This is a genomic window from Microbacterium galbum (assembly GCF_032464915.1).
Taxonomy (GTDB): domain Bacteria; phylum Actinomycetota; class Actinomycetes; order Actinomycetales; family Microbacteriaceae; genus Microbacterium; species Microbacterium galbum.
The window spans coordinates 1,505,506-1,523,623 of record NZ_JAWDIS010000001.1; the positions used below are offsets into that span (position 1 = coordinate 1,505,506).

Genomic DNA, 18,118 nt, shown 5'->3' on the forward strand with positions numbered 1-18,118 from the left:
TACGCTGTGACCATCACAGCACTCCGGGGATGACCCCGATACGTCCACGAGGAGACATCGTGACCGCTCTCGCACGCCTGCGCCGCGCCGCCGCCCTGACCGCCGTGGCCGCGGCCACCGTCGTGTCGCTGACCGCCTGCGCCTTCGCCCCCACCGGCTCCGACGCCGGCGCCGCACCCGCCACCGAGGGAGCGCTGCAGACCGTCACGGCCGGCAAGCTCACGATCGCCACGGGCGAGCCCGCGTTCTCGCCGTGGGTCGAGAACGACGACCCCGCCTCGGGCGAGGGCTTCGAGGCCGCGGTCGCCGACGCCGTCGCGACGCAGCTCGGCTTCTCGAAGGACGACGTCGTGTGGGTGCGCAGCACCTTCGACAGCGCGATCGCCCCCGGCGCCAAGGACTGGGACCTCAACCTGCAGCAGTTCTCGATCACCGAAGAGCGCAAGCAGGCCGTCGACTTCTCGTCGCCGTACTACACGACCACCCAGGCCGTCGTCACGACCGGCACCTCGCCCGCCGCGTCCGCCACCACCGTGGCCGAGCTGAAGAAGCTGCCCGTGGGCGTCATGAGTGCGACCACGAGCTACCAGGTCGCCGCCGACCAGCTCGGCACCGCCAACCTCAGCGTCTACAACTCCAACGACGACGCCGTCGCCGCCCTGCAGTCCGGCCAGGTCGATGCGATCGTGGTCGACCTGCCCACCGCGTTCTACCTCGCCGGGGCCGTGCTCGACGACGGCAAGGTCGTCGGTCAGCTGCCCGACTCCTCGGCCGGTGGCGACGAGCTCGCGTTCGTGCTGCCCAAGGGCTCGCCTCTGACGGCGCCCGTCACCGACGCGGTCGACGCCCTGCGCGCCGACGGCACGCTCGACGAGTTGCAGCAGACCTGGCTCGGGGGCACCGACGCCGCTCCCGTCCTGAAGTAACACCCCGTGGCATCCACCCCGTCCGACGCCGCGTGGCGGCCGAGCGAGCTCGAGCTCGGTCGGCGCGCCACACGGCGTCGGCAATCGACGAAGTCGGTGCTGATCGCGCTTGTCAGCTCGGTCGTGTTCGTCGTCGTGGTCGGCTGGGCGATCCTGTCGAGCCCCGGGTGGGAAGACGTGCGGCGCGCGTTCTTCGACCCCGAGATCGCGCTGGCGAGCTTCCCGTCGATCCTCGCGGGGCTGTGGGTCAACATCCAGGTGCTGTTCGTCGCGGCGATCGCCGTCGCGATCCTCGGCACGACGCTCGCCGTGCTGCGCTCGCTGCGCGGGCCGGTGTTCTTCCCCCTGCGCGCCCTCGCGACGATCTACACCGACCTGTTCCGCGGCGTCCCGCTGCTGATCGTGCTGTACCTGGTGGGCTTCGGCCTTCCCGCGCTCGGCGTCTTCGGCCGCGTGCCCGTGGTGCTGTGGGGCACGATCGCGATCGTGCTGACCTACTCGGCCTACATCGCCGAGGTGCTGCGCGCGGGGATGGAGGCCGTGCACCCCTCTCAGCGCGTCGCCGCCCGCTCGCTGGGCCTCAGCCACGCGCAGACGCTGCGGATCGTCGTGATCCCCCAGGGTGTGCGCAAGGTCGTGCCGGCGCTCATGAACGACTTCGTGTCGCTCCAGAAGGACGTCGGGCTCATCTCCGTCCTCGGAGCGGTGGATGCCGTCCGTGCGGCCCAGATCGCCTCGGCTCAGGCCTACAACTTCACGCCGTACATCGTGGCGGCGCTGCTCTTCGTGGCGATGGCGCTGCCGATGATCCGCCTCACCGATTACGTCTCGGCGCGGTTGGCGAAGCGCGAGCAGATGGGCGGGACCGTATGACCGTGCTCGACGTCCGCAGCGTCCGCAAGGCCTTCGGCGACCACGTGGTGCTCGACGGCATCGACCTCTCGATCGACCAGCACGAGGTGGTCGTGCTCATCGGCGCCTCCGGGTCGGGCAAGTCGACGCTGCTGCGCACGATCAACCTGATCGAGCGCGTCGATGACGGGCAGATCCTGCTCAACGGCGACGACCTCACCGATCCGACGATCGACCCCGACGCTGCGCGCGCCCGTATCGGCGTCGTCTTCCAGCACTTCAACCTCTTCCCTCACCTGCGCGTGATCGACAACGTCACGCTCGCCGCGCGCAAAGTGCACGGGATGCCGAAGGCCGAGGCCTACGCCCGCGGCACCGAGCTGCTGGAGCAGCTGGGGCTCGGGGCGAAGGCGCGGGAGTTCCCCGACCGCCTCTCGGGCGGTCAGCAGCAGCGCGTCGCGATCGTGCGCGCCGTGATGACGAACCCCGAGCTGCTGCTGCTGGATGAGATCACCTCCGCGCTCGACCCGCAGCTCGTCGGCGAGGTGCTCGACCTCGTGCGTGTGCTGCGCGACCGCGGCTCGACGATGCTCATGGCGACGCACGAGATGTCGTTCGCGCGCGAGGTGGCCGACCGCATCGTGTTCATGAAGGGCGGCCGCATCGTCGAGCAGGGCACGCCCGCGCAGATCTTCGACGCCCCGCAGCGCCCCGAGACGATCGCGTTCCTCGAGCGCGAGCGCCGCGGCGGCGCCCTGTAGCGCGGCACCCCGCGGTGGAGGTCCCTGAGCATGTCGAAGGGTCCGGACCCGCTAGCGTGGCGTCGCTGCGGCGGAGGGCCCTCAGCCTGTCTCAGGGGCCGGGCCCGGTCGAGCCCCGTTCCGAGCGCGCGACGACACCGGATGCCACGACAGCACGTCGGCATCCGGTGTCGTTCCGCCGAGGGTTAGAGCCCTCCGCGGGTCATGCGCGGGAGCGGCGGCGCAGCAGCACCCCTCCCATCAGCAGCGCGAGCAGACCGGCGAGGCCGAGGCCGAGGGCCGCGGGGCCATCGGTTCCGGTGACGGCGAGCGTCTTCGCGGCGCTCGGCGACAGCGGCGTCACCGCGCTCGCCGAGGCGACCGAGCCGACGACGGGGGTTCCGCCGGTGCTCACGTGACCGCCGGGGGTACCGGGGGTGCCGGGCGTGCCGGGCGTTCCGGGCGTGCCGGGCGTTCCCGGGGTGCCGGGCGTGCCGGGGGTGCCGGGGGTGCCGGGCGTTCCGGGGGTGCCGGGCGTTCCGGGGGTGCCGGGCGTTCCGGGGGTGCCGGGGGTTCCGGGGGTTCCGGGGGTGCCCGGAGTACCAGGGGTCCCCGGGGTTCCGGGCGTGCCACCGGTGTGCGAGCCCTCGGTCGTGCTGTCACCGATGACCGAGACGGCGTTTCCGCCGATCGTGACGGGCAGCTGGATCGGGATGATCAGCTGGTTACCACCGCCGAGGCTGTCGGTGCCGTCGGTGATGATGCCCCCAACGACACCCTCACCGTTCGCACCGCCGGTGGTCGTCGCACCCGTCGAGGTGCTGTCACCGATGACCGAGACGGCGTTTCCGCCGACCGTGACGGGCAGGGCGATGGGGATGATCGCCTGATTGCCGCCGAGGACGCTGTCGGTGCCGTCGGTTTCGACGTTGCCCACCGAACCGCCGGTGGTGCCGCCGGTGGTGGTGGCGTCTTCGGTGTGGCTGTCGCCGATCACGGAGACGGCGTTGCCGCCGATCGTGACGGGCAGGGCGATCGGGATGATCGCTTGGTTGCCGCCGAGGACGCTGTCGGTGCCGTCGGTTTCGACGTCGCCGACCGAGCCGCCGGTGGTGCCGCCGGTGGTGGTGGCGTCTTCGGTGTGGCTGTCGCCGATCACGGAGACGGCGTTTCCGCCGATCGTGACGGGCAAGGCGATCGGGATGATCGCCTGGTTGCCGCCGAGCAGGCTGTCGGTGCCGTCGGTGATGACGTCGCCGGTGTAGCCGGTGCCGGTGGTGCCGCCGGTGGTGGTGGCGTTCTCGCTGTGGCTGTCGCCGATGACCGAGACGGCGTTGCCGCCGATGGTGAGGGGCGCTTCGATCGGGATGATCGCCTGGTTGCCGCCGAGGAGGCTGTCGCTGCCGTCGGTAGTGACGTCGCCGACCGAGCCGCCGGTGGTGCCGCCGGCGGTGGTGGCGTCTTCGGTGTGGCTGTCGCCGATGACGGAGACGGCGTTTCCGCCGATCGTGACCGGAACCTCGACCGGCGCGACGACCTGGTTGCCGCCCGCGACGCTGTCGGTGCCGTCCGTGGTCGCCCCCGGCGTCTCCTCGACGTACACCGGCATGGTGTGCAATTCGGGAGCGGCCTCCGGAGCGGGCTCCGGCGCCGCCTCGGGCGCGGGCGTCGAGGTGTCGGCATCTTCGCTGTGGCTGTCGCCGATCACCGAGACGGCGTTGCCGCCGACGGTGACGGGCACGTCGATCGAGATGATGCCCTGGTTTCCCGAGGCCACTCCGTCGCTGCCGTCGGTGGTGGCCACCGGGGCGGCATCCGGCGCGGGGGCCGAGGTGTCGGCATCCTCGCTGTGGCTGTCTCCGATGAGCGAGACGGCGTTGCCGCCGACGGTGACGGGCAGGTCGACCGAGATCGCCGCCTGGTCGCCCGAGAGCAGACTGTCTGCCCCCGAGGTCTCCGCGGCATTGGCGATGCCGCATCCGAGGACGGCCAAGCCGCCCCCGACGAGCGCGCCCAGCAGGGCACGCGAGTAGAACTTGCGCATGAGAGTTTCTCCTGTGTGTGAATGAGGGTGCGCGAACGCGCGGGGTCGTCTGCCGTGCGGGGCACGGCGCGACCGTCCTCAGTCAGGAGAGACGTCGGTGGCGAAGACGGGGCTCCCCGGCAGGTCGTCGTCGACGCCGCGGTGGAGAGCGAGTAGCAGCAGCCCGGCGCCGAGTACGGCGTCGGCGGGCGTTGCGAAGGGTGTGGCGGCCGTCGGAGTGCTTCCGGATGCCGATGACGAGGCCGGAACACCCGAGACGACGTCTGCGCCGAGAGGCGCGGGTGCGTCGGCGGGAGTCACGGGGGATGCCGGGGCCGCGGCGGCCTGCGCCGACGGTGCGGAGTGCGCGGCCGCGGTGAAGAACGCGGCGGTCTCGCGCGCCTGCGCGGTGAGCGCACCGGTGAGGGCGGCCGGGGAAGCCGTTGCCGACGCGCTCACCGGCGTCGGGGGCGCGGTGTCGGCGGCGGGAGTCGCGGCCGGGGGAGCGACGTCTCCGCCGAGGTCGACCGGCTCGACCGGGAACGACGGCGCGGGGACGACCGGGACGACGGGGTCGACCGAGGGCAGCTCGCCCACGATGACGGGGACCGTCCCGTCGACGGCGTCTCCGACGTCGGTGACGACCTCGCCGAGGCCCGTGTCGCCCACGACGGGTCCGACCACCGGGAGCGATTCGACGGTGTCGACGATCGGCTCGACGATCGTGCCGACGACGCCGGAGTCGATGACGTCGGAGACGCCCTGCGTCGTGTCGGCGACGACGGTGTCGACCGTGTCGAGGGCCCCGCCGGTCACGTCGTCCACGGTGTCGGCGACGGAGCCGGCCGTGTCGGTGACGGTGTCGGTCACCGTGTCGGTGATCTCGGCGACCGGGGCCGCCACGGGCTCGGGCAGAGCCTCTGAGACGGTGTCGGTGACGGATGCCGCAGTGTCGGCGACGTGATCGGTGACCGGTTCGACGACGTCGGTGATCGGCTGGGCGACCTTCTCGACCGTGTCGGTCGCGTCATCGACCGTCGAGGTGATGCCTCCGAGGAGTCCTGATCCGCTGCCGTCCTCGGCGGAAGCCGACGACACCGACAGGACGAGCGAGAGGAACGCGAGGGCGAATGCCGCGCAGGCGCCGAGGAGGAGCAGTCGCAGCGTGTGCGACACCCCTCGCTTCGCCATGGCATCCATCGATGCACCCCCAGAGAATCGTCGGCGATTCTGCGCGGGCCACGGTACGCCTGCGGTCGCGGCTCCGAAAGAGGCCGGGTGAAATCCCAGTAGTCGGAGGGTTGCCGCGCGGTGACGGGCGACACGCCGGATGGAAAAAAAGATTTGACAGAGGGGGGCTCGGATCGGTAGTGCTCCGGCGAGTTATCCCCCGAGTTGTACACATGTGGAGTCCCTAGCGCAGAACCTTCAAGGCGAAGTTCACGCAGGTTTTACGCAGGAAACCTGTGGACAGAGATTGTCCAGATCAGAACTGTTTTTGAGCGCCAAATTGGCATCCATCCACCGAGTTCTCCACAGTAGTTGTGCACAGACGTGGCGGCGTTTCCCGCAAACTCTCCACAGAGTTATCCACAGGCCTGTTTGCATGTGGGGACCGTGGTATCTAGCGTGGGTCCAGCCCGTCGGGCATCCCGCTCACCAGCCGCGCGCGTCGATGTCGGAACTCCCTGATTCCATGCTGACGAGGTCGTCCCACCCGCAGTGTTTCCGATCCCCCTCACGCGCGCGCGTGGGGCGGTGACGGGGCGTCCGAGCACAGAAGGAGAGCACGTGGCCATCGCCGACATCGCCGAAGACCGTCTCGGAAAAGCACCGCGTCCCGAGCGCACGCCGCCGCACGACATGCTGGCCGAGCAGAGCGCACTGGGCGGCATGCTGCTGTCGAAAGACGCCGTCGCCGATGTGATCGAGACCCTCCGCGGCCCCGACTTCTACGTGCCGAAGCACGAGCTGATCTTCGAGGCCATCCTCACCCTCTACTCGCACGGCGAGCCCACCGACGTCGTCGCCGTGACCGACGAGCTCATCAAGACCGGCGAGCTGCAGCGCGCCGGGGGTGCGGACTACCTCCACACGCTCACCTCGATCGTGCCCACGGCGGCCAACGCCGGCTACTACGCCTCGATCGTCTCGGAGCGCGCCATGCTGCGCCGCCTCGTCGAGGCCGGCACGCGCATCGTGCAGATGGGTTACGCCGGCGAGGGCGACCCGGTCGAGCTCGTGAACAGCGCGCAGGCCGAGATCTACAACGTCTCGGGCGACGACAGCGCCGAGGACTACATCCCCCTGACGGTGGCGGTGGATGCCGCGGTCGACGAGATCGAGGCCGCTCGCGGCCGCGACGGGTCGATGACCGGCATCCCCACCGGCTTCGCCGGACTCGACCAGCTCACCAACGGCCTGCACCCCGGTCAGATGATCGTGCTCGCCGCGCGTCCCGCGATGGGTAAGTCGACGCTCGCGCTCGACTTCGCCCGCGCCGCCGCGATCAAGTCGAACGCCCCGTGCATCTTCTTCTCGCTCGAGATGGGGCGCAGCGAGATCGCCATGCGTCTGCTCAGCGCCGAGGGGGCCATCCCGCTGCAGAGCATGCGCAAGGGAACCCTCGACTCCCGTGACTGGACGACCGTCGCCGCCACCCGTGGTCGCATCAACGACGCTCCCCTCTACATCGACGACAGCCCGAACATGACGCTGGTCGAGATCCGCGCGAAGTGCCGTCGCCTCAAGCAGCGCGAGGGTCTGAAGATGGTCGTCATCGACTACCTGCAGCTGCTCACGAGCGGTAAGCGCGTCGAGTCGCGCCAGCAGGAGGTCAGTGAGTTCTCGCGTGCCCTGAAGCTGATGGCGAAGGAGTTGCAGGTTCCCGTCATCGCCCTCTCGCAGCTGAACCGTGGCGCCGAGCAGCGCGCCGACAAGAAGCCGGCCCTGTCCGACCTGCGTGAGTCGGGCTCGATCGAGCAGGATGCCGACATGGTGGTGCTGCTGCACCGCGAGGCGGCCTACGAGAAGGACTCCCCGCGCGCCGGCGAGGCCGACCTCATCGTCGCGAAGCACCGTAACGGTCCGACCGACACGATCACGGTGGCGTTCCAGGGTCACTACTCACGCTTCGCCGACATGGCGCCGGGGATGTGACTCGGGGCTCACGGCCTCTCTAGGGATTCATCTGAAATGCCCCTTTCGCGGGGGATTGTCCACGCGGTGCCCAGGAGGGCACTTCGATGAATGAGATCTGCCTGTTGCCGGTGCGCTGACAAGTTCACCTGGTACGCCGATCAAGCGATTGACGAGGAAGTCAAGGCAGGCAACGCGGACTCGTAGGAGGGCGTCGTCGGTCGCGCGCGCTTCTTTCTCGCGCATTGAGGTGCTCCCGGCCTCATCGCAGGCCGGGAGCACCTGGGGTCAGCGAGTGTCAGGACGCGTGGGCGCGTTCACGCTTTCTTCGGTCGACGGATCGCCGCCGTGCAGTGCCTTGGCCAGACGCCACGCCAGAGCACATACGCCCCACACGACAGCGCAGATACCCACCGCCAGTGCGAGGAGCGGTGGCGGCGTCAGTTCGCCTCGTGTGCCTTGGAGGTCTGCTGCGACCGCATCCGCGTAGATGGTCGAGCCGCCCCACCAAACCAGGACGACACCGACGATCAGAGCGACGCCGGCGAAGATCGGTTTGCTCAGCACGTGACTCTCCCGCCTCAGGGGTTGCATTTCGCGGCGACTGTTGCGTCGTACCCGACGTCCGGACGCCAAGAGTCGAGGTTCCACGGGGTCTTCTGGTTTCCCGCGTTCATCCAGTGACAGACGAGCTGATCGTGGTACTTCCGAGCCTCGTAGGTTGAGGGAACGATGTCGTCGTATGCCTGGATCCCTGTGGATCGCGGCACTCGCTGCCAGTTGACTCCCGATTTCGGGTAGACCGACACGGTCGTCGTCCCCGCGCCTGAATTGATATTCAGGACGATCTTCGAGTAGTAGGAGTTGCTGCCCGGGAGGGTCTGAGTCGGGTCCGCAACGATGGGGTACACGTACTCTCGCGCGGTGTGGTCGACGACCTGCGTGAGAGTCGAGCCATCGACCACGTAGTGAGTAGGAACGGAGGTTCCAGTCGCGTCGACCGCCCAAGGGTCGTAGAGCGAACTGATCATGACGCCGTCCCGCCAGACCGACACTGCGCCGTCTACGAGGTCCTGTCGGAGTTCCCCCATCTGCGAGTAGTCGTAGGAGTAGTGGCTCGGTGCACTCACGTCCTCAAGGATGGATGCGAACGTGAGGTGGTCATCCTTGACGACCACAGAGGTCGACGACCCATTGTTGTTGTCGAAGGTCGGCGCCAGCGGGTCATCTGAGGCCAGAACCGCGTCGGCGCTCACCGGCAGTGCAACCGCGTAGTCCACTCCGTCAATGGTCATCTTCACGGGCTCGGACGGCTCGAGAGGGGTAGTTACGGCGCCAGAATCGACGTCATAAACGAGGCCGTCGGGAGTCTGGACGGCGTCATCATGGGCGCCCGAGGCGACATCGGGGGCCGCGTCTCGGATGAGATCGAACGCTGAATCCGTTCTGTCGTCGGCTACTGCAGGTAGCGGTGCAACCGTTGCCAGGATGATCGTTGCGATGCCCAACGCGCCGACGATCGCAAGGCGGCGTGCCCTTTGTGGAGCCTTCACGTGTCAAACCCTTTCTTGGTGTGACTCTCGTTCGGCTCTCCCCGGGCGTCACGCTATCGGCTGTGGCTCCGCGCGGTCTGTCCCCTCTTCGGAGGACCCCGCGCCACCTGCAGAGCAACGTTTTCACCCCCAACACCGAGGCGACCTGCGCGGGCGTCAGAACTGCATCCGCCTCTGGCGTGGCTGCGGCCTTCCGCGAATGGGCGGCCAATCGGCCGGATCCTGCCGATCTGTCGATCCGCACCACGAGGAATCGACCTCTCGGCAGACCACCCGCACACGACGCCGACGTACTGTCTCCCTTGCGCCCGCCGGCGCCGAACGGAGGAGAACAGCATGGTCAGTGAGTCGCTCGTCGACGTCGCGGTGGTTTCGCACTGGATCGATGGCGCGGAGCGCCCCTCGACCTCGGGACGCACCGCGCCCGTGTACAACCCCGCCACCGGCGCCGTCCAAGCGGAGGTCGCTCTGGCCGACCAGGCCGAGATCGACGAGGCCATCGCCTCGGCGGAGCGCGGCTTCCGCGAGTGGTCGCAGTACTCGATCGCGAAGCGGCAGTCGGTGCTGTTCGCGTTCCGTGAGCTGCTGAACGCCCGCAAACCCGAGCTCGCCCGCCTCGTCACCAGCGAGCACGGCAAGGTCGTCTCCGACGCGATGGGCGAGATCCTGCGCGGCCAGGAGGTCGTCGAGCTCGCGACCGGGTTCCCGCACCTCATCAAGGGCGCGTACAGCGAGAACGCCTCCACCGGCGTCGACGTCTACTCCCTCAAGCAGCCGCTCGGCGTGGTCGGGGTCATCTCGCCGTTCAACTTCCCCGTGATGGTGCCGCTGTGGTTCGTGCCGATCGCGCTGGCCGCCGGCAACGCGGTCGTGCTCAAGCCGAGCGAGAAGGACCCGTCCGCGGCGCTGTGGATCGCGAAGCTGTGGAAGGAAGCCGGTCTCCCCGACGGCGCCTTCACCGTGCTGCAGGGCGACAAGCTCGCCGTCGACGGTCTGCTGACCAGCCCCGTCGTGCAGTCCATCTCGTTCGTGGGCTCGACGCCCATCGCGCAGTACATCTACGAGACCGCCTCGAAGCACGGCAAGCGCGTGCAGGCGCTGGGTGGCGCGAAGAACCACATGCTCGTGCTCCCGGATGCCGACCTCGACCTCGTGGCCGACTCGGCCGTCAACGCCGGATACGGCGCGGCGGGCGAGCGCTGCATGGCCATCAGCGTCGTGCTCGCGGTCGAGCCCGTCGCCGACGACCTCGTCGCGAAGATCAGCGAGCGCATCGCGAAGCTCCGCATCGGCAACGGCGCCGGGACCGACGGCGCGGAGCCCGACATGGGTCCGCTCATCACCGACGTGCACCGCGACAAGGTGTCGTCGTACGTCGACATCGCCGAGGCCGACGGGGCGAAGATCGTCGTCGACGGCCGCGGCTTCACCGTCGACGGGCACGAGGACGGCTTCTTCTTCGGACCGACCCTCATCGACGGCATGCCCACGACCTCGCGCGCCTACACGGAGGAGATCTTCGGACCCGTCCTCTCGATCGTGCGCGTCTCGTCGTACGAAGAGGGTCTCGACCTCATCAACAGCGGTGAATTCGGCAACGGCACCGCGATCTTCACCAACGACGGGGGAGCCGCGCGGCGGTTCCAGAACGAAGTGCAGGTCGGCATGATTGGCATCAACGTGCCCATCCCCGTCCCCGTGGCCTACCACTCGTTCGGCGGGTGGAAGAAGTCGCTCTTCGGCGACGCGAAGGCCTACGGCGTGCACGGCTTCGACTTCTTCACGCGCGAGAAGGCCGTCACGAGCCGCTGGCTCGACCCCGCCACCCACGGCGGCATCAACCTGGGCTTCCCGCAGAACAGCTGAGCTCCCTCTCCTCCCGGGTGAGGGGTCAGAATTCGTCGCCTGGGACGCGCCAGAGCGACAGATCTTGACCCCTCACGCGCGAGGGTGTCCGAGTGAACGGCCGCGGCACCCGTCACTCCGCCGTGAGGCGCAGGGCGTTCCAGAGCTCGGAGCGTCCCCCGAAGGTGTCGAGGTCGAGGCCGAGGCGGTGCGCCGCCCCGTCGACGCGGTGCCGCAGGGTGTGGCGATGGATGCCGAGGGCCCCCGCCGCCGTTCCCCACGAGCCGTTGTGCTCGAGCCAGACCTCCAGCACGCGCCGCAGTTCGGGGTCGTCATCGAGGGGGAGCAGCATGCGGCGCGCGACGTCGTGGGCGCGCGTCTGCTCGAGGTGGCCGAGGATGCCCGATCCGGCGAGCTCGTCGAAGAAGACGATCGGCTGCCGGGCCGACGCCCGCTCCTGCGCCCGCCGTGCTTCGCCGAGCGCCGCGGCGATCTGGTCCCAGCCCACGCGCGACGACACGCCTCCCGTCGGGCGATGAGGGGCCGCGGCGGTGAACAGTCCCGCGTCGTCGCCGTCGGTGTACACCGCGACGACGTGGTCGCCCTGCTGCGCGAAGAAGAGCGCTCCGGGCCGCTTCTCGGCGAGCACCTCGAGGGCGGGGATCAGCGGGTGGGAGTCGAGGGTCTGCTCCGAATCGCGCACGTCGAGCCGGGCGACGCGGAGCGGGGCCGGAGGGAGCCGACCCCAGAGGTGCTTGACCGTGTCGCCGGCGACGTCGGTGTCGCCGGCGGCGAGGAGCTCCAGGATGCCGCTGCGCAGGCGTCGACGCGCACTGTCGAGGGTGCTGCTCTGCTCGAGCGAGATGCTCGCGAGCGCGATGACGCTGTCGACGAGGTCTTGGCGGGCGCGGTCGAAGGGGCCGTTCGAGATGCCGACGGCCAGCACGCCGCGGAGGGTGCCGTGCTGCCCGAGGGTCTGCAGGGTGACCTCGCCCACCCCGCCGAGGCTCACGCGGGCCGCGGCGGCGCGTCGTCCGGCGAGGGCGGCGGCGACCGCTTCGCGCACCGGCTCGTCGAGCGCGGCGGGGATCCCCGTGGTCTCGGGGACGAGCACGAGGGCACCGGAGGCGTCGAAGAGGGCGACCCAGGTCTCCAGGGCGCGTTCGAGTTCGCGCAGGATGGCGCTGAGCCCATCCGGTCGGAGTGCGGCGCGCGCGACCCGGCGTTGCGCGAGCAGCGAGCGTTCCAGGCGTGCCCGCTCGTCGGCCGCGGTCGCGTCGGAGACGGCCTTGATCAGGCCCATGAAGGGCGTCTGGCGCGAGACCTCGATCAGCGGCATCCCGAGCCGATCGCACGCGGTGACCAGCTCGGGCGGCACCCGCTCGAGAAGGATGCCGACCGAGACGCCCAGGGCGCGCACGCCGAGGGCGACGAGGCGCTCGACGTAGTCGTCGACCGGGGCATTGTGCGGCGGGAGGAACGGGGCGCCGTCGGTGAGCAGCAGGCCGCCGGGTTCGAGCCAGGGGGTGGGGTCGGGCAGGTCGGAGTTGTGCGCCCACCGCAGGGGCGCGTCGAGGGCGTCGTCATCGACGGCGGCCAGGGGCGTCAGCCGGAACGACGGCTCGGCCATGAGGGAACGCAGGTCGGCGGGCACGCGAGGCCTTCCTCTCGGGATGCGGTTCGGGATGCCGGATGGTCGAAGAAGCGGTCCTGCGAACGACATACCGGCATCCCATGTTCGCACTCCCGTCGTGATGATGGAGGCAACCGCATCCGATCACCGGAGGACCCATGACGTTCGTCGCCGACCCCCTCACCGCTCGCAGCAACGCCGACATCTCGCAGGCCGACCGCAGCCGCGTCTTCCACTCGTGGTCGGCGCAGGGGGCGCTCGCGCCGATGCCGATCGTCTCGGGGTCCGGGTCGGTCGTGTGGGACGCCGAGGGCAACGAGTACCTCGACTTCTCGAGCCAGCTCGTGAACGTCAACATCGGTCATCAGCATCCGAAGGTCGTCGCGGCGATCCGCGAGCAGGCCGAGCTGCTCACCACCGTGGCCCCCGCGCACGCCAACGCGACGCGCGCACGCGCGGCGGAGATGATCTGCGAGCTCGCGCCCGAGGGCTTCGAGAAGGTCTTCTTCACCAACGGCGGGGCGGATGCCAACGAGAACGCGATCCGCATGGCGCGCCTGGTCACCGGTCGCGACAAGGTCATCTCGCGCTACCGCTCGTACCACGGCAACACCGGAGCGGCGATCGTCGCGACGGGCGACTGGCGCCGCATCCCGAACGAGTACGCGCGCGGCCACGTGCACGTGTTCGGCCCCTACCTCTACCGCTCGGAGTTCTGGGCGACCACCGAAGAGGAGGAGTGCGCCCGCGCGCTGCACCACCTCGAGCGCGTCATCCAGGCCGAGGGTGCCTCGACGATCGCGGCGATCCTGCTCGAGACCGTGCCCGGCACGGCGGGCATCATGACGCCGCCGAAGGGCTACCTCGCCGGCGTGCGCGAGATCTGCGACCGGTACGGCATCGTCATGATCCTCGACGAGGTCATGGCCGGCTTCGGCCGCACGGGGGAGTGGTTCGCATTCCACGCGCACGACGTCACGCCCGACCTCATCACCTTCGCCAAGGGCGTCAACTCCGGGTACGTGCCGGTGGGCGGCGTGATCATCTCGGATGCCATCGCCCACCACTTCGACGACACGGTGTTCCCCGGGGGCCTGACGTACTCGGGTCACCCGCTCGCCGCGGCGAGCATCGTCGCCGCCCTCGGCGCGATGCGCGAGGAAGGCATCGTCGACAACGCCAAGCGCATCGGCGCCGAGGTCATCGGCCCGCGTCTCGCCGAGCTCGCCGAGCGCCACGAGATCGTCGGCGAGGTGCGTGGCAGTGGCGTGTTCTGGGCGATCGAGCTGGTCTCCGACCGCGAGACCCGCACGCCCGTCACGCCCGCGACGATGGGCGCCATCAAAGCCGCCCTGCTGAGCCGCGGCCTGCTGCCCTTCATCGCCGACAACCGCATCCACGTGGTGCCGCCGTGCGTGGTGACGGAAGCTGAGGCGCGGCGGGGGCTCGAGGTCATTGATGCGGTGCTTGCGGAGGTTGGCGCGGGTGAGGCGGCTCCGTCGCTGAACTAAGCCTTCGGGCCCGGTCGCTGACCGAGCCAGCCGCGATCACCGTGCAAAGCCTTGGCCACACGCCACGCCAAAGCACACACGCCCCACACGACCGCGCAGATGCCGGCCGCGGCAGCGAAGAGCGGTAGTGGCGTCAGTTCGCCTCGTGTGCCTTGGAGGTCTGCAGCAACCGCGTCCCGGTAGATGGACGAGCCGCCCCACCACGCCAGGACGACGCCGAGGATCAGAGCGGTGCTGGCGATAGCAAGGTGGAGTGTCTTTCGTGGAGCCTTCACGGGCGTCCTTCCTTGTGGTCCTGGGGTGCGCTGGGGGCCTCCTGCGGCTGGTTTGAGGTGGCGATGGAGGTCATCGGGCCACCCAAGCTGGCGGAGGGGTTCGCGGTGCTGGCTGAGCGCTACGCGATAGTGGCGCCGATTGCGACATCGCGAGCTCTACTGGGCGGATCCCGTTGGGTGCGCCTTTGCCCACTGTTGCCACGTGTCGGATAGGGCGTCCTCGTGCGGCTGTGCGGGAAGGTGCGAGAGGTCGGTACGGGTGATTCCGAGTGTCTGAGAACGTATTTCGCCCGTGACGATGCCGCCCACGGGGGTGATTGACCAAAGGTTTCTGTCGAACATCGCGTGATGATTCGCGCATAGAGGCAAACCATTGCGGGGATCGTCGCGGCCGCCGCGAGCCTTGGACCGCAAATGCGCAGCCTGGATTGCGACCGCGACGCTCAGATCGCACACAGCACATCGCGTCCCGTAACGCTTCAGCACGGAGAATGCGAAACGGGCTTGATTCGGGCGAGCTCGACGCCTTGCCCAGACCGCTTCTGCAGGCGTCTCTTCAACCAGGGAGAAGGGCGCATCGGGCGGGGGCGGAATGGCGGTTCTGCTACGGCCCGAGAAGGTGAGCAGGGCAAGGCCGCTCGCGTAATCCATGTCTTCGACGAATGAACGATGGACCGTGCGTGAACCGCCGGCTCCCGTTGTCATCACGAAGACGGTTACCCCGGCTTCGTACGCGGCGCGGATCGACGCTATCTCGCTTCTATCCCGGCCGGGCGTCTCGGTTGCCGGAAAACGGTAGAGGATGCCATCGGCTGCTCGTTCATTCGCATACCGTCCGCCGAGGTCGAGAACCGTCAGCGCAATGCCGCTGGGGAAGGCTTCCGAGCGCGTCACCTCGAGGTCTGCGAACACGCCTCTGTAGCCGCGATACATGCCAGTCGCTCGAACAAGGTCGGCTGGAATTTCGGCCGGACCACCAGCGCGCACGAGTTGGGACCAGAGTCGTTCACGCCGCTCCTGCTCGCGATCAACTACAGCCTGCCGCTGCGCGCGCGTCTCATCAAGCTCCGCCCAGCCCGCTGGCGTGAGCTCCCAGGTGCCGTCATTGCGGTGGACGAGGAGTCCGTCCTCGACCATGCGCTGGCGTTCGAAGCTCGTTCGGTTGCGCCACTTGAGTTCGAAAGGTCGACTGGGGGGCGTAGACAAATCGTCCGCGGTCCATGAATTGCGCCACTTTTCATCCATCTCGTCCAGCGCCTCGCGCCTTTGAAGAGAGCCCCCGTGCAGGGAGAGCACCCGGAGTAGCCGCGCTCTGAGCTCGGAGGGAGAAGTCAGCGCCATTGGTACTTCCAAAGCTGGGGCGCCCGCCGAGGGAAATCGCGTCGCAACATCTTCGAACTCTATTGCTGGAATGACGGGACGGCGGTTTGTAGCCTTTCAGACGGATTCCCAGCTGTCTTGATCTGGTGCGATCGCGCGATGACCGCCGCGCCGGGCATCGAGTGCAGTCCCCGTACGATATGCGCGAACGAGCAGCACGGAGGAGGCTGAGGAAATGACCCAGCCCCTCCGCTACGCCATCAACGTCACCCTCGACGGCTGCTGCTCGCACGAGGAGGGCCTCCCGCCCGACGAAGAATCCATGGCGTTCTGGACTGACGAGCTCCGTCGCTCCGACACGCTCCTCTACGGGCGCGTCACGTATGAGCTGATGCAGGGCGCGTGGCGCCGCCCGTACTCGGGGGAGTGGCCCGACTGGATGGACGACAGCGAGGTCGCGTTCGCGGAGGTGATGGATCCGATGCGGAAGGTCGTGGCATCCGGAACCCTCGACGCAGTGGACTGGAACGCCGAACTCGTACGGGGCGACGTCGTCGACGTGGTCCGGCGGCTCAAGGAGCAGCCGGGGAGAGGAATCTCGCTCGGCGGCGTGAAGCTGCCGGCGGCGCTCGCGCCGCACGGGCTCATCGACGAGTACACATTCGTCGTGCACCCCGTGGTCGCGGGGCGAGGGCCGCGGCTGCTCGACGGCGTCGACCTCAAGCTCGAGTTGGTGGAGCGGCGGGAGTTCCGCTCGGGTGCTGTCGTGCAGCGCTACCGGGCCGACCTATAGGAAAGGGCCCCGCGCGAGCGAATCGCGCGAGGCCCCAACACCGACGTATTACGCCTGAAGGAACGGGTAGTCCGTGTACCCGCGCTCATCCGGCCCGTAGACCGAGGCCTGATCGACCTCGTTCTCGTCGGCGTTCTGCTCCCAGCGGGTGACGAGGTCGGGGTTGGCGATGGCGGGGCGGCCGACGGCGATCAGGTCGGCGATGCCTTTGTCGACGGCGGTGATGGCCTCGTCGCGGGTGGTCATCTTCGAGAAGCCGGAGTTGATGATGAAGGTGCCGCCGAAGGCGCGGCGCAAGTCCTGGATGAGGTCGCTGGCGGGGTCGGCGTGCAGCACGCTCAGGTACGCCAGGCCCAGCGGGGCGAGGCCGGCGATGAGGGCCTCGTAGGTGGCGCGGGTCTCGGCGTCGTCCTTCTCCCAGACGTCCTGGATGTTGTGGGCGGGGGAGATGCGGATGCCGACGCGGTCGGCGCCGACCTCGGCGACGACGGCCTGGGCGACCTCGATGACGAAGCGGGCGCGGGCCTCGGGCGATCCGCCGTAGCCGTCGGTGCGCTGGTTGGAGGCGGGGGAGAGGAACTCGTGCAGCAGGTAGCCGTTGGCGGAGTGCAGCTCGACGCCGTCGATGCCGGCATCCACGGCCCGACGGGCGGCCTTCACGAACTCGTCGCGGACGGTGGCGAGCTCCTCGGTCTTGAGGGCGTGGGGCACGGGGTAGGCGACCTTCGAGCCGTCGGCGAGGCGGGTGTCGCCCTCGATCGCGATCGCCGAGGGGGCGACGATGCGGTCAGTGCCGGTGATGTTGGTGTGGGTGACGCGTCCGCCGTTCATGAGCTGCATGAACACCACTCCGCCTTCGGCGTGCACGGCATCCGCGACCCTCGCCCAGCCGGCGGCCTGCTCGTCGGTGACGATTCCGGGCTGGCCGGGGTACGCCTTCGACTCGGCGCTCGGGAACACACCCTCGGTGACGAGGAGTCCGATGCCGGCGCGCTGCTCGTAGTACTTCGCGACGATCGGTCCGGGAACGCCGTCGGCGCTCGCGCGCAGGCGGGTCATGGGGGCGAGCGACACGCGGTTGCGCACGCCGATGCTGCCGACGGTGGTGGGGCTGAACAGGCTCACGGGAGTCCTTTCGTGGGGGTCACAGGGCCACGCGAACGTAACGGAGCGCGGCGACGACCTATTCCACGGGATGCACATCTGTGCAGCGGCGGGTTGACGTCGGCTGCCGCCAGGTGCTGGCATCCACACGTGGGGCTGGCTAGCGTGGCCTTTCGTCCATGGAGCAGCGCGGGGGGAACGGATGCTGATGTCGACCGGGATCGCACAAGTCGGAGCAGGACAGTGATGGCGCGCGCGCCCTGGAACCGTCCGGGCGAATCCGCCCAGACCCGCCGCCTGCGCATCGCGATGTTCTGGACAGCGGTGGTGCTCGTGGCGGCCGTGGTGGCGACGCTCGTGTACTTCGTCGTGCGGTCGGCGGGGATCGCCGGGCTCTGATTCCGA

The 18,118-nt window shown here is 69.1% G+C and carries 15 protein-coding genes; 8 read left to right on the forward strand and 7 right to left on the reverse strand.

All coding sequences use genetic code 11. The features are described 5' to 3' along the window. Positions 1-59: 59 nt before the first annotated feature. Genes RWH45_RS07085 through RWH45_RS07095 form a run of 3 tightly spaced genes read left to right on the forward strand, consistent with a single transcriptional unit; the run spans position 60 to position 2,539 of the window. On the forward strand, positions 60-926 hold the full coding sequence (locus RWH45_RS07085) for an ABC transporter substrate-binding protein (RefSeq protein ID WP_315994171.1): 867 nt from the start codon (positions 60-62) through the stop codon (positions 924-926). Between the two features lie 6 nt (positions 927-932). Continuing rightward, entirely contained in the window at positions 933-1,799 is an 867-nt protein-coding gene (locus RWH45_RS07090) for an amino acid ABC transporter permease (RefSeq protein ID WP_315994172.1), read from the forward strand. Then, positions 1,796-2,539 carry an amino acid ABC transporter ATP-binding protein gene (locus RWH45_RS07095; RefSeq protein ID WP_315994173.1) on the forward strand — a complete coding sequence of 248 codons (744 nt, stop codon included), beginning with the start codon at positions 1,796-1,798 and terminating at the stop codon, positions 2,537-2,539. Before RWH45_RS07090 ends, RWH45_RS07095 begins: the two co-directional genes overlap by 4 nt. Before the next feature lie 202 nt (positions 2,540-2,741). On the opposite strand, the gene RWH45_RS07100 is transcribed toward RWH45_RS07095, so the two are convergent. After that, a complete protein-coding gene (locus RWH45_RS07100; RefSeq protein WP_315994174.1) occupies positions 2,742-4,562 on the reverse strand; it encodes a chaplin family protein in 1,821 nt (606 codons plus the stop codon). Positions 4,563-4,640: 78 nt separating this feature from the next. Then, complete coding sequence (locus RWH45_RS07105; protein ID WP_315994175.1) at positions 4,641-5,741, reverse strand: hypothetical protein; 1,101 nt, start codon at positions 5,739-5,741, stop codon at positions 4,641-4,643. Between the two features lie 591 nt (positions 5,742-6,332). Between RWH45_RS07105 and dnaB the strand changes: the two genes are divergently transcribed. Then, entirely contained in the window at positions 6,333-7,700 is a 1,368-nt protein-coding gene (gene dnaB / locus RWH45_RS07110; RefSeq protein WP_136588240.1) for a replicative DNA helicase, read from the forward strand. Between the two features lie 267 nt (positions 7,701-7,967). Here dnaB and RWH45_RS07115 read toward each other — a convergent pair whose 3' ends face one another. Together RWH45_RS07115 and RWH45_RS07120 are read right to left on the reverse strand one after the other, a co-directional pair. After that, on the reverse strand, positions 7,968-8,246 hold the full coding sequence (locus RWH45_RS07115; RefSeq protein ID WP_315994176.1) for a hypothetical protein: 279 nt from the start codon (positions 8,244-8,246) through the stop codon (positions 7,968-7,970). Between the two features lie 14 nt (positions 8,247-8,260). Beyond that, a complete protein-coding gene (locus tag RWH45_RS07120; RefSeq protein WP_315994177.1) occupies positions 8,261-9,232 on the reverse strand; it encodes a DUF2599 domain-containing protein in 972 nt (323 codons plus the stop codon). A gap of 336 nt (positions 9,233-9,568) precedes the next feature. Here RWH45_RS07120 and RWH45_RS07125 point away from each other — a divergent pair, with 336 nt between their 5' ends. Then, positions 9,569-11,098 (forward strand): CoA-acylating methylmalonate-semialdehyde dehydrogenase, encoded by a 1,530-nt coding sequence (locus RWH45_RS07125; protein ID WP_315994178.1) that lies wholly within the window; start codon positions 9,569-9,571, stop codon positions 11,096-11,098. Positions 11,099-11,210: 112 nt separating this feature from the next. Here the strand turns inward: RWH45_RS07125 and RWH45_RS07130 are convergent, their stop codons facing one another. Continuing rightward, complete coding sequence (locus tag RWH45_RS07130) at positions 11,211-12,731, reverse strand: PucR family transcriptional regulator (RefSeq protein ID WP_315994179.1); 1,521 nt, start codon at positions 12,729-12,731, stop codon at positions 11,211-11,213. Positions 12,732-12,868: 137 nt separating this feature from the next. On the opposite strand from RWH45_RS07130, the gene RWH45_RS07135 reads away from it, so the two are divergent. Further along, positions 12,869-14,221, forward strand: coding sequence for an aspartate aminotransferase family protein (locus RWH45_RS07135; RefSeq protein WP_315994180.1), 1,353 nt, complete (start codon positions 12,869-12,871; stop codon positions 14,219-14,221). Positions 14,222-14,652: 431 nt separating this feature from the next. Here RWH45_RS07135 and RWH45_RS07140 read toward each other — a convergent pair whose 3' ends face one another. Beyond that, a complete protein-coding gene (locus RWH45_RS07140) occupies positions 14,653-15,792 on the reverse strand; it encodes an HNH endonuclease (RefSeq protein ID WP_315994181.1) in 1,140 nt (379 codons plus the stop codon). 259 nt (positions 15,793-16,051) lie between these two features. Here RWH45_RS07140 and RWH45_RS07145 point away from each other — a divergent pair, with 259 nt between their 5' ends. Further along, the gene (locus RWH45_RS07145) at positions 16,052-16,609 is read left to right on the forward strand and encodes a dihydrofolate reductase family protein (protein ID WP_315994182.1); all 558 of its coding nucleotides are present in this window, start codon (positions 16,052-16,054) and stop codon (positions 16,607-16,609) included. 48 nt (positions 16,610-16,657) lie between these two features. On the opposite strand, the gene RWH45_RS07150 is transcribed toward RWH45_RS07145, so the two are convergent. After that, positions 16,658-17,734 carry an alkene reductase gene (locus tag RWH45_RS07150; protein WP_315994183.1) on the reverse strand — a complete coding sequence of 359 codons (1,077 nt, stop codon included), beginning with the start codon at positions 17,732-17,734 and terminating at the stop codon, positions 16,658-16,660. A 225-nt stretch (positions 17,735-17,959) separates the two neighbouring features. Between RWH45_RS07150 and RWH45_RS07155 the strand changes: the two genes are divergently transcribed. After that, a complete protein-coding gene (locus RWH45_RS07155) occupies positions 17,960-18,112 on the forward strand; it encodes a hypothetical protein (RefSeq protein ID WP_315994184.1) in 153 nt (50 codons plus the stop codon). Positions 18,113-18,118: the final 6 nt, after the last annotated feature.